Annotated in this window: 10 protein-coding genes; 3 read left to right on the forward strand and 7 right to left on the reverse strand. The window is 43.5% G+C overall.

Annotated features, from left to right (window positions below):
• Positions 1 to 236: 236 nt before the first annotated feature.
• Positions 237 to 1556 (forward strand): dicarboxylate/amino acid:cation symporter, encoded by a 1320-nt coding sequence (locus ACED60_RS08140; RefSeq protein WP_012604345.1) that lies wholly within the window; start codon positions 237 to 239, stop codon positions 1554 to 1556.
• Positions 1557 to 1639: 83 nt separating this feature from the next.
• Here the strand turns inward: ACED60_RS08140 and ACED60_RS08145 are convergent, their stop codons facing one another.
• From ACED60_RS08145 to ACED60_RS08160, 4 genes are all read right to left on the reverse strand, one after another.
• On the reverse strand, positions 1640 to 2593 hold the full coding sequence (locus ACED60_RS08145) for a class I SAM-dependent methyltransferase (protein WP_371727291.1): 954 nt from the start codon (positions 2591 to 2593) through the stop codon (positions 1640 to 1642).
• 8 nt (positions 2594 to 2601) lie between these two features.
• On the reverse strand, positions 2602 to 3300 hold the full coding sequence (locus ACED60_RS08150) for a TIGR01621 family pseudouridine synthase (RefSeq protein ID WP_371727292.1): 699 nt from the start codon (positions 3298 to 3300) through the stop codon (positions 2602 to 2604).
• 226 nt (positions 3301 to 3526) lie between these two features.
• Positions 3527 to 5143, reverse strand: a complete 1617-nt coding sequence (locus tag ACED60_RS08155) for a methyl-accepting chemotaxis protein (RefSeq protein ID WP_009848765.1) — start codon at positions 5141 to 5143, stop codon at positions 3527 to 3529.
• A 188-nt stretch (positions 5144 to 5331) separates the two neighbouring features.
• Positions 5332 to 6765, reverse strand: a complete 1434-nt coding sequence (locus tag ACED60_RS08160) for a sodium-dependent transporter (protein WP_012604350.1) — start codon at positions 6763 to 6765, stop codon at positions 5332 to 5334.
• Positions 6766 to 7132: 367 nt separating this feature from the next.
• Here ACED60_RS08160 and cls point away from each other — a divergent pair, with 367 nt between their 5' ends.
• Positions 7133 to 8587 carry a cardiolipin synthase gene (gene cls, locus ACED60_RS08165; protein ID WP_012604351.1) on the forward strand — a complete coding sequence of 485 codons (1455 nt, stop codon included), beginning with the start codon at positions 7133 to 7135 and terminating at the stop codon, positions 8585 to 8587.
• 183 nt (positions 8588 to 8770) lie between these two features.
• Positions 8771 to 9955 (forward strand): cystathionine beta-lyase, encoded by a 1185-nt coding sequence (locus ACED60_RS08170; protein ID WP_371727293.1) that lies wholly within the window; start codon positions 8771 to 8773, stop codon positions 9953 to 9955.
• Positions 9956 to 10041: 86 nt separating this feature from the next.
• Here ACED60_RS08170 and ACED60_RS08175 read toward each other — a convergent pair whose 3' ends face one another.
• The 3 genes from ACED60_RS08175 to ACED60_RS08185 form a co-directional block, all read right to left on the reverse strand.
• Positions 10042 to 10515 (reverse strand): hypothetical protein, encoded by a 474-nt coding sequence (locus tag ACED60_RS08175; RefSeq protein ID WP_009848768.1) that lies wholly within the window; start codon positions 10513 to 10515, stop codon positions 10042 to 10044.
• The gene (locus ACED60_RS08180; protein ID WP_017100082.1) at positions 10506 to 11528 is read right to left on the reverse strand and encodes a winged helix-turn-helix domain-containing protein; all 1023 of its coding nucleotides are present in this window, start codon (positions 11526 to 11528) and stop codon (positions 10506 to 10508) included. The genes ACED60_RS08175 and ACED60_RS08180 overlap by 10 nt, the downstream gene beginning before the upstream one ends.
• Before the next feature lie 109 nt (positions 11529 to 11637).
• Positions 11638 to 12204 (reverse strand): DNA-3-methyladenine glycosylase I, encoded by a 567-nt coding sequence (locus ACED60_RS08185; RefSeq protein WP_009848770.1) that lies wholly within the window; start codon positions 12202 to 12204, stop codon positions 11638 to 11640.
• Positions 12205 to 12265 lie beyond the last annotated feature (61 nt).

Consider the following 12265-nt stretch of genomic DNA (forward strand, 5'->3'; position numbering starts at 1 on the left):
ATGTTAATGGAACGTTTTCAATACCAGCGCTTGTAAATCATTCACAAAATCTCCAGCGAAAAGGTTTTTATAAATTCAACAAATAACATCGCAATAAAAAACCAAGGCAAACGATTGCATTGTTGTGCAAAATCAACAAATGACATTAGACCACCAGTTTTTCGGAGACTTTCACCTCTGCTCATATTGATAAATGTAAAGGATACGTGTAAAACTCTTCGCGAAATATTTATCCAATGGCACATCGTTCATTGGTGAGTAATTCTGGGATTTTTATATTTAGTAGCACAGAGGTTATGGAAGTGTTAAAAGAAAAGAGTTTACTAAGCAATATTGGCATTCAAGTCGTTATTGCAATGATCATCGGTACAGCAGTCGGCGCGATGATGGGTGACAGCGCAACAATGTTCGCTCCACTGGGTGCTATCTTCATCAATTTGATCAAGATGCTGGTTATTCCTCTAGTCGCAGTTGCCCTAATTTCAGGTGCTGCAGGTCTAGGTAATAGCTCATCGGCTGGTAAAGTCGGTGTAACAACACTGGGTTACTTTGCACTAACGTCTGCACTTGCTGTGGCACTAGCGCTTGTAATGGGTGAAGTGTTCGAACCCGGTCGTGGTATCGATGTTTCTGGCGTTGAAGGTATGTTCTCTTCAGAATACGCTGCGAAAGGCGAACTTCCAACGTTCTGGGCAACCATCACTGGCATGATCCCTACCAACGTTTTCCAATCACTGAATGAAGCAAACATTCTGCAAATTCTCGTTTTCTGCTTATTCTTTGGTATTGCGATTTCTAAACAAGCAAAAGAGAAACGTGACCCTATCATCAACGGTGTAAATGCTATCGTTGACGCTATGGTATGGATGATCAACAAAGTTATGATCATTGCACCACTTGGCGTATTCGGCCTAATGGCTGAAGCAGTAGGTACGTTTGGCTTTGGCGCGCTTATGGTCGTGTTCAAGCTGTTCATTGTTTACATCGCTGCGATTCTTATCTTCGGCTTTGTTGCTTACCCACTGATGATTCAAATCTTCACTAAGACTTCAGCTAAGAAGTTCCTAGTGGCAATGAAGAAGCCTCAAGCGGTTGCACTATCAACAGCATCTTCAATGGCGACACTACCAGTAACAATGGAAACGGTAGAGAAAGAACTTGGCGTTCGCAACTCTACGGCTTCATTCGTTCTGCCACTTGGTGCGACGATCAACATGTCTGGTAATGCAATTTACTACGGCCTGGTTGCTATCTTCTTTGCACAGCTGTTCAACATCGACCTGTCTATGGGCGCTTACGTTGCTATCATCGTAACCTCTACGCTAGGCGCAGTTGGTCAAGCAGGAGTTCCAGGTCCTTCTTTCCTAGTGGTTGCGGTTCTTCTAGCAGCTGGTATCCCTATCGAAGGTCTACCTCTGTTGTTCGCTCTAGACCGTATCTTCGACATGATTCGTACTGCTCTTAACATCACTGGTGATGCAGCATGTGCGGTAATCGTTGATTCTCTAATCAAAGACGAAGTGAAAGAAGCTGAGCTAGAGAAACAACAAGCTTAAACTTCTTCGAAACCTAAAGACCAAAAAGCCACTCATTTGAGTGGCTTTTTTACTTTCAAACGTTGATATTTGTTTACTCCAAATTAAGCGTCTTCAGAAACGTTAATTTTAAATCTCAGGACTTTCAAACTTGAATCGAGGTCGACATCGACAAATTCAGGTGGATTATCTAAACGCTCGATAAACTCAACACTTGGCGCTTCTTCTGCCATCGCCTCAATCAAGAAGTTTGGTGACACTGCTGGTGAGTTAACACAAGCAATCACTTCACCACCTTCGGTTAGAAGCTCAGGCAAACGACGTAAGATCTTTTTGTAGTCTTTAGTAAGTGCAAAGCTGCCTTTTTGGAACGAAGGCGGATCGATAATAACCAGCTCGTATGGGCCACCCTTCTTGATTTTTCCCCACGACTTAAAGATGTCGTAGCCAAGGAAGTTCACCGATCGCATGTCATGCTCATTCAAGCGGTGGTTATCACGGCCTTTATTCAGTGATCCGCGAGACATGTCTACGTTCATACATTGTCGAGCGCCACCCGCAATCGCCGCGACAGAGAAGCCACAAGTGTATGCGAACAGGTTAAGAACGTTCTTATCCTTAGCATTATCTTGTACCCACTGACGACCATTACGCATGTCTAGGAACAGACCGAAGTTCTGATTGCGGCCAATGTCTAGTTGGTACTTAAGCCCATGTTCAACCACGACTGGTGAGTCGTTCAATTCACCCCACAACACTTCAGAGGGCGCGCCATCAGCATAACGGTGTTGCAGCACAATGCTTGTGCCCTGTTTTACTTGCCAGATATCTTTGTTAGTGAGGTCGACTAATCCTGTCTTTAGAGATGATAAGAACGATTGGTCCACTTCTTTAAACACGTTAACCAATAACTGTCCATCAACCCAATCACAAGTGAGTTGATCTAGGCCGGGCCAAAACTTGCCACGCCCGTGAAAAATACGACGTAGTTCATTCGGCACTTCATTCAATTGCTGTTCAATATGACTAAAAAACAGAGGTAAAGCTGATGCTTCCATTATTTCACTCACTTAGTGTTTAGCTTTGGCCACGTTAATGACCAAGGTTCAAGCCAACTGTCTAAACCATTAGACACGATCTCTTGATGCCATTTCTCACCCAAAGAGTCGAGGTTTCTTGGATCGCAGACATATTCGTAGGCTTGTGATTGATAGGTAAATCGAATCGCGAAGGCATGCAGATAGCCTCTGTCAGCCTCGTTCGATGGATTGTAAATAGGATCACCAACAATAGCCGAGCCAATGGACTTCATCGCGACACGGATCTGATGAGTTCGCCCCGTATAGGGTTTACATAAAAGTAGACGCTCACCGAGTTCAGCCGTTGCAGATAAAAATTGGGTAATCGCTGGGTTTTCTTTGGTTGTCAGCAGCTTCCAGCTTGAGCGTCGTGAACGCTCCATATCTCCTGAGATCAGCCCCTGCTTTTTCTTCGGCTTCTTGGAGCCTATCGCAAGGTAGTACTTCTCTACTTCACGCTTTGCAAACAACTGTGAAAGCTCACTCGCTGCCGGGGCATTTTTTGCCAGCAGTAGAATTCCTGACGTCATTTTATCGAGACGATGGACTAAATATAGCTTCGGCTCATTGATTGCCTTAGCAACTTCTTGCAATAACATCGTATCACCATCGTCTTTATGGACGCTGACGCCTGGATGTTTGTTTATAAGTAAAAAATCAGAGTGATTCAGAAGAATGTCGAACATGTAAAGGCTAGCTCCATTGTAGAACGTGGAGTATACCGTGTCTGAATCCAGATTCCAGCTACGAAAAAGCCCAACGAGTTCAATAAACATTGAATCGTTGGGCTTATGTTTCAATAGGTAACTTTCACTGGGAAGTCTTTAATCAATTCGCTCTAAGCTTATGTTCTAGACTTATGATCCTGCTCTAAGCTCTAAGCTCTAAGCTCTAAGCTCTAAGCTCTAAGCTCTAAGCAAGTTTGAACTTACCTACTAAGCCTTCAAGCTCGGCAACTTTAGCATTCAAACCTGATGTGTTCTCAGAGCTGCGAGTCGCTAACTGTAATGACTGTTCAGAGATATCACTGATTGCCGTAATATCCGCTGCGATTTCTTTTGTCACCGCTGTCTGTTCTTCTGCCGCAGTCGCAATTGAGTTAACCATGCTTTGTACGTTGCCCGCACCGCTAACAATTGCTTCTAGAGCCGATACCGCCCCTGTACTTTGCTCTACACCAATTTCAACTAAACGACAGTTGTCTTGAGTGTAAGTCACCGCTTCTTGAGTACCTGATTGAATAGATTGGATGATACCAGACACTTCTTGTGTTGCTTTAGTCGTTCTCTCCGCTAGCGCTCGTACTTCATCAGCTACCACGGCAAAACCACGACCGAACTCACCAGCACGCGCAGCTTCAATAGCCGCGTTCAGAGCCAAGAGGTTGGTTTGTTCTGCGATATCTTCGATTACCTTGATAACACTGCCAATCTGCTCGCCATGTGAACCCAGCGTGTTCATTTGTAACGACATGTCGCTCATTTGAGTAGACACTTGTTGGATGCTCGCAACCATCTCCACGATCACTTTACGACCGTCTTCTGCAGACGTTTCTGAGCGGCGCGCTTCTTCATAAGTAGAAGTACCTTGTTGCGCTACTTCAGAAATGGTTAAGCTTAGTTCTTCTGCCGCAGTCGCAATCAATGTCGCTTTATCTGCTTGAGCAGAGGCGCCAGATACGATGTCGTGGCTGATTGATGATAGCTCACCAGTAACGGATTGAACTTGGGTAGTCACTGATGAGATAGAACCGAGGAGATCGACCAATGACTTTTGCATCTGGTTGATCGATTGAGCAAGGTCAGCCAACTCATCACCAGAATCATCAACAATGTCACCTGCCGTTAGATCACCATTTGCTACGCGTCGTGCAACTTGCTCTACACGAGTTAAGCGATTAGTAATAGAGCTAGACAATACAAACGCAATTACACAGCCAAACACAATCGCAACCGCAGTCAACACCATAATCGTGCGTTCGATTGTAATAAACGAATCCGTTAGTGTTAGCAGAGCTCGCTCTGTATCAGCAATCTCACTTTCAGATGCTTGATCAAGCAAATTTTCAATCGGGATAAGATTACTCTCATACAAAGAGCGAAGCTGCTGGATATTTGATAACAATGCAGTTTCATCATTAAGCATAGGTACGAGCTTCGATTCAAACTCTTGAGTAAAGCGCCCCATTAGCTCTTCAATTCGCTGAACACGACGATGGTCCTCTGAGCCTTTACTCTCTAAACGCTTTGCTTCTTCAATTGCTTGAGAAAATTGAGTCTTATTAGCTCGATAATCATTGAGCGCATTACCGCCCTGAACAACCGCGCCCAAAGCATCACGGTAAACATCACCAGCTTCATCGATCAATATAAGGTAGGTAACAGTTCCTGGAACATCATCCAGTCTAATTTCATCAGAGCTCTCGTGAGCCCCAATCACTTCTATCGATACAATCCCTACTAACGTGACAAGCACCGCCAATATAGATCCAAAACCCAAATATAGTTTTTTTCTCACTGACAATTTCACAGAACACCTACCTAAAATAAATACAGGCCGATATAGCCTAACCGAAAGATATATCGGCCACCACACGGATAACTTTAGGGGACGATGTTTTTATTTCTCGAAAAACAATAAGTACGTCGCATAAAAAACGGGAGCCAATGGCTCCCGCTTCTCAATTAACTTTAGTTTGCGATTAGAGTTTCTAAGAATTATAGCTTCTTAGAAATAAGCGCAGAGCCGGCAATGATACCAATACCTAGTAGCATGATTGCACCTTTACCGCTGTCGAAGCCAGAAGATATACCCATGAACGCTACGATAGCGATAGCTACTGGGATGATGTACTTAACGAGTGTGTACCATAGACCAAATAGAGGGAAAGAAACTTCACCGTCGTTAGTGATTTCTTTCTCTAGGTCAGCACGATTTAGCCTCCAACCAGCGAAGATACATACCAACATACCGCCAACTGCTAGGAAGATTTTATCCGTTAGTAAGTCGAAGATATCAAATGCACCAGTACCAAACAGTGTTGGACCGAAACCGCCAAGTGATAGAGAAGCGAAGATACATAGAATCGCCATTACGACACTTGCAGACAGTACAGCTGTTACACGCTTCATGCCTTTCTCATCGATTAGGTACGAAACAACAACTTCAAGTAGAGATACTGAAGAAGTCAGTGCCGCAACACTTAGACCAACGAAGAACATAAGAGCAAATAGAAGACCAACTACGCCGCCCATTTCAGCGAATAGCTGAGGAACAACAACGAATACTAGACCAGGACCTGCTGCAGGTTCCATACCGAATGCGAACATTGCAGGGAACATTGCAACACCAGCTAGGATAGCAACGCCTGTATCCATCGCCGTAACCATAGCTGTAGTTTGAACTAGGTTCTCTTTCTTCTTAAGGTAAGAACCGTAAGTCAACATACAACCCATACCAAGAGATAGTGAGAAGAATGCTTGACCTAGTGCGGCTAGGATTACACCGCTGTCTACTTTAGAGAAGTCAGGGCTGAATAGGAATTCAAGACCAGCCATCGCGCCCGGAAGCATTAGGCCTTTGATTGATACCACGATAAGGATGATGAAAAGAAGTGGCATCAGAATCTTACCCGCTTTCTCAATACCGCCAGAAATACCCTTCATAACGATGACAACGTTAAGTAGTAGGTATAGGCCCATCCACATTAGTGGCTGAACTGGGTTTGAGATAAAGCCACCGAAGCTGTCGCCAATTGCTTCAGGTGCGTCTAGTAGACCACCAGCAATTTTACCGATGTATGCGATAGACCAGCCACCTACTACAGGGTAGAAACCCATGATAAGTAAACCACTGACTACGCCAATAACACCAGCGAACGTCCAGCGACGGTCAGTTGATTTAAATGCACCTACTGCTGATTTTTGCGTATGACGGCCAATCGCAAATTCAGTCAGCATCACACTAAAACCGATGAAGATTACAAAAAACAGATAAATTGCAACGAATGCACCGCCGCCACTTTCACCTGCTGTGTATGGGAATTTCCAGATGTTACCTAAGCCAACAGCAGAACCTGCTGCAGCCATTACGAATCCTAATTTCGAACCCCAGGTATCGCGGGGTGTAGTGGTTGTATTACTAGTAGCCACGTTTACTCCAAACTTTTGTGTTATGTGATGTTGTATTTTGCTTTGTGTGGCGTCATTAAAAGATAAGGTGTATACAATAATTTACACCATTAAAAGATTTGATTGACGCTCGTTATCTAGCAAGTAAACCAGTTTAAGAATATAATTGGAAGCCCGAACCGTATATATTTCGTTATCAATGTGAATCTTTATGGTTAAATGCCGGTTTTTCATACAAAACAATTGCATTCGTCTTAAGTTAACTAAAACTTAACAACTTTAACCTGTTTACAGCTTTTGCTCTATTTTGTAAATAGTTGATTCCTTAAATTCCCATATCCGTAAAATAGCATTACTATCTAAGTGTCTCTTTTTTCGAGTATTCAATGTGGAAAAGCTCTACCATTTTTTAACTTTAGCTTCTGTCGCTTTATACTGGGTCCTTGTCGCCGGTGTGACTTTTCGTGTCGTACTAAAACGACGCTCTGTCAGCGTTTCTCTCGCATGGTTGATGGTTATCTACATTATCCCTATTGTTGGCGTCGCTTGTTACTTCCTTTTCGGAGAGCTAAATCTTGGTAGAAAGAGGGCTGAGCGGGCACATCGCATGTTTACGCCTTTTGGTGATTGGTTCCGCCAATTAAATGATTGCCAAGTCCACCTTCCAGGTAAAGTCGGCTCGCCTATCCACAAAATTGATGAGCTTTGTAACAATCGGATGGGCATTCCAGCGCTCAGCGGAAACACACTTTCACTGCAGGCTTCTCCTAATGAGATTCTACACGCAATTATCGAAGATATAGAAAACGCCCAGACTAGTATCAAAATGGTTTTCTATATTTGGCACCCCGGCGGCTTAACTGACTCCGTTGCTTCCGCACTTATTCGAGCAGCAAAACGTGGTGTCGATGTTAAAGTTTTACTCGATTCTGCAGGTAGCCCGCGCTTTTTCAAAAGTCACTGGCGTTCAATGATGAAAGACGCTGGCGTTCACGTTGTCCAAGCATTAGAGGTTAGTCCTTGGCGTATTTTCTTACGCCGTCTAGATCTAAGGCAGCACCGGAAGATCATCGTGATTGATGAGTCCATCGCCTATACCGGATCAATGAATATGGTAGATCCAGCTCATTTCAAACAGAGCTCAGGTGTCGGCCAATGGATTGATGTCATGGTTCGCGTCACTGGACCAACCGTTAACGTGTTGTCAGCAATCCATGGTTGGGATTGGGAAGTGGAAACAGGTGAACGCATTCTTCCTGATTTACCAGAGTGTCCAGTTGAAGAAATAATGACGCATCATCCAGTTCAAGTAGTGCCATCAGGCCCGGGCATGCCGGAGTATTTGATTCTGCAAGTTCTTACTATTGCGATTAATCAAGCAAACCATTCAGTTCGTATTACAACACCCTACTTTGTACCGAGTGCCGACTTATTAGAAACACTCAAAATGACGGCACAACGTGGTGTCAGCGTAGAATTAATCATTCCACATAACAACGATTCATTAATGGTTAAATGGGCTTCTCGCGCCTTCTATACCGAACTGCTTGAAGCCGGAGTGAAGATATATGAGTTTTACGGCGGGCTTCTTCACACCAAATCGGTAGTGATTGATGAAGAGTTTTGCTTAATCGGAACGGTCAATATCGACATGCGCAGCCTATGGCTTAACTTCGAAGTAACGCTAGCCGTTGATGATGTGCACTTCACCAAGCAACTGTTTGATTTGCAGCAATCCTATATTGAATCATCTCATCCAGTGGAATTGGAGCAATGGGAGCAGAGAAACCTACGCAACCGCTTCTTCGAAAGGTTGTTTTACTTATTCAACCCGCTGCTTTAATTCCATCAATGCGTCCACCGCGGCTCATCACTCTCCGACTATCGGATTTTAAACCTTTCACGATAAACGACGTGAAAGGTTAAAAAGCGAAAGAAAAGCATAAAAACTCCCCCTCAGCTCTTGCTTTGAATGCTATTGGCATGTTTTAAATAGGACATAACCGATTGATAAGGAATTCACAGCATGTCCGAGAACAAAACCACTAAACTGATCACTGCAGGTCGTGATAAGAAGTGGACTAATGGTGTCGTTAACCCACCAGTACAACGCGCTTCAACTGTCGTGTTCAACACAGTAGAAGAGAAACGCAAAGCGACCATTAACCGCGCTAACAAGACACTTTTCTACGGACGCCGTGGCACCACGACTCATTTCGCATTTCAAGATGCAATGGTTGAAGTTGAAGGTGGTGCAGGTTGCGCACTTTACCCTTGTGGTACGGCAGCCATCTCTAATGCCATCCTCTCTTTTGTTGAAACAGGTGACCATATTCTGATGGTCGATACCTGTTACGAACCCACTCGTGATTTCTGTGACACCATAATGAAAAAGATGGGTGTAGAGACCACTTACTACGAGCCAACGATCGGTGAAAATATCCAAGACCTTATTAAGCCAAATACTAAGGTTCTATTTACTGAGTCTCCGGGCTCAGTCACCTTGGAAGTTCAAGACATCCCAACACTCGCACGTATTGCTCATGAACATGACATCATTGTAATGCTTGATAACACGTGGGCGGCTGGTGTTAACTTCTCACCGTTCGATTTTGGCGTCGACATCTCAATTCAAGCGGCGACTAAATACATTGTTGGTCACTCTGATGTGATGCTAGGAACTGCAGTAGCCAACGAAAAATGTTGGGATCAACTAAGAGAGCAGAGTTACTTGATGGGACAGTGCGTATCTCCAGATGACGCTTATCTTGGTCTTCGCGGTATTCGCACTCTTGACGTTCGACTTCGCCAACATGCTGAAAGCAGCCTAAAAGTAGCAAAGTGGTTAGAAACACGCCCTGAGGTTGACCATGTTCGTCACCCTGCCCTTGAGTCTTGTCCCGGTCATGAATTCTTCAAACGAGACTTCACTGGCGGTAATGGTTTGTTCTCTTTCGTTCTTAAGAACTCAAACACAAAAGCAACGACTGCTCTGCTTGATGGTATGACGCACTTTAGTATGGGTTACTCATGGGGTGGATTTGAAAGTTTGATTCTAGCGAACGAACCGAGCAGCTTTAATAGCTTGAGAACGGTAGCGAACCCTAACTTCGAAGGAACCTTGATACGCGTTCATATCGGCTTAGAAGACGTCGATGACCTGATTGCGGATCTAGAAGCTGGACTAGATCGTTACAACGCTCTGGTTTAAGTAAAACAATAAACAAGTTTCCACAAAAAGGCAGGGACAACCTGCCTTTTTTAGTTCGGTAAGCTCTTGGTGTAGAAGTTATATGACTACTTCTGAACCTTAAAACATACCCAATTAAAAATTTCGAAACGATTTTTATTAAATAAATAGAGTGAGTCATCGGTGACAACAACTGAGTAATCAATATTCAGCCCCTTATACGAGCTATACTCTCGATTAATAACAGGATCATCAGTTTCAGTTGTCGGCGAATAATCAATGATAGAGATAGACAACTCGCCATCTTCTAACGAATAACGACCTGAGGAGTGGTGCTCCAATTTACTCACCTGACCATTCTTCTCTTCAATCTTCACCGCCTCTGCAATCATAAACGTATTGTCTGATTGGAAGGTAAAAGTCATACGTTCATACAACGATTGATAAGGTTGAAATGCCTGCGTCATAAAGCCCGTTTTGATGGTTTTACAGTGCCAACGAGTGCCCGCTAATACGTTTCTATCAATCATGAAACTTGCAGCTGTGAGTGCTAATACCAATAGCAAACCAATTATTCGCAAAAGTAACTCCTTTGAGCCATGTAATTCACAAACGAATCAAAAGATGACTCAACTTCAAAAATAGATGACAAGTAATTAAGAGCTTCGCCATCCTTTCTCTCAATCAGCATATACAAAGCATCATTTTCAGGTTGGTTGACAGATGGATAAATGCGAACAAAAACATCAACATTACAGTGGCTAGGTATAACTTGTATCAGTCTCTCAGTGATCGCAGGCAACGAGTAGGCTTCATTGCGAACAATATGGAAAAAGTAGTGATTAGTTTCATCTACGAAGCTGTCGTGATACTCATTTTTATCAACAAAGTATGGCAATGGCTGATAGTAAGCCTGAAATATATTAAACAAAGAGATCAACACACAGGTAAAGGCTAAAAAGTAGCCCACGCAGGCTAAATGACGATGAACAAAAAGCTTAAAGCTAGGTGGTACCGCGTTGACTGAACCTCTCGGGCTAACTGTGGACAATGGCATTTCCATGTCGCCTTCAACGCTTTGTGTTACTGATGCAGGCATAACATGAGCCTGCTCATCTTGCGGCTTTTTCTCAGGTGACTCGCCTGAGGTTTGTGTTTGATTTGTCGTTATTGATGATGGGTTAAGTTCGGCTTGCGATAATCCTATCGTTTGAGGAGACTCTGATACTAAATCCGCCTCAGGGACTGTCGCTTTAGGCTCTGTATTTTGAGGTTGAGATGATTCCTCTATCTCCAGAGAATACCCCATTTTACTGACGGTACGAATCGTGGCGCAACCACAAGTCACTCTGTTCAGTGTTTTTCTAAGCTTAGATATCACGTTGGTCAACGCTTGCTCAGAGACAATCACATCCCCCCAACATCTATCAAAGATCAGGCCTCGCTCAATGCATTCGCCTGTATTTTCAAGCAAGAATAGGAACACTTTACCTTCTAGCGGCGCGATAGTTTCTACGTGGCCATCCTCACGCATAAACTGCCTAAGCAAGGGATCATAGTTAGCATCACATATTTGGTAGTTTTGTTGATTCACTATCGTTGTCTACATTTGAATTTGGTCGCATATAATATTGAAAAGTTTATAAATGACCAGTGAATTTTTCAATTTACACACAATTATTTCGCGTCGAGAAATAACACCTTTATTTATGTGGGCAACCTTCTAAATGGTCATTAACCATACCTGTCGCTTGCATTAACGCGTAACAGATTGTTTCCCCAACAAACTTAAAGCCTCTCTTCTTCAAAAACTTACTCATCGCTTTGGATTGCTCGGTAGAAGCGGGAACTTGAGTCATCTCAATCCAGTGGTTTTCGATCACCTTGTTATCGACAAATTGCCATAAGGCGTTTGAAAGAGAACCAAACTCTTTCTGCAGTTCAAGCGTTGCTCGAGCGTTGTTATACACAGAGGCAATCTTGCCTTTATGCTTAACCACATCAAAGTTCTCTATGACGTGTGGCACATTGTCTTCATTCAATTCGGCTAACTTGTTTAGATCGTAATTATCAAAGGCAGCACGATAGCCTTCGCGCTTTTTAAGGATCGTAATCCAGCTAAGGCCTGCTTGTGCCCCTTCTAAGGTAATGAACTCAAACAAAACTTGGTCATCATAAACCGGTACGCCCCACTCTGCGTCGTGGTACTCCCTTTCCAGTTCGTGCTTCAGTGCCCATGCACACGTTCTACCTTCAGTGTTTGTTTCCATGTTATTGCTACCTATTTTAAATCACTCAGAAATGATAATGCCCCTAAACAGGGGCATTAAT

It is taken from the genome of Vibrio sp. 1F279, assembly GCF_041439815.1.
Taxonomy (GTDB): domain Bacteria; phylum Pseudomonadota; class Gammaproteobacteria; order Enterobacterales; family Vibrionaceae; genus Vibrio; species Vibrio tasmaniensis_A.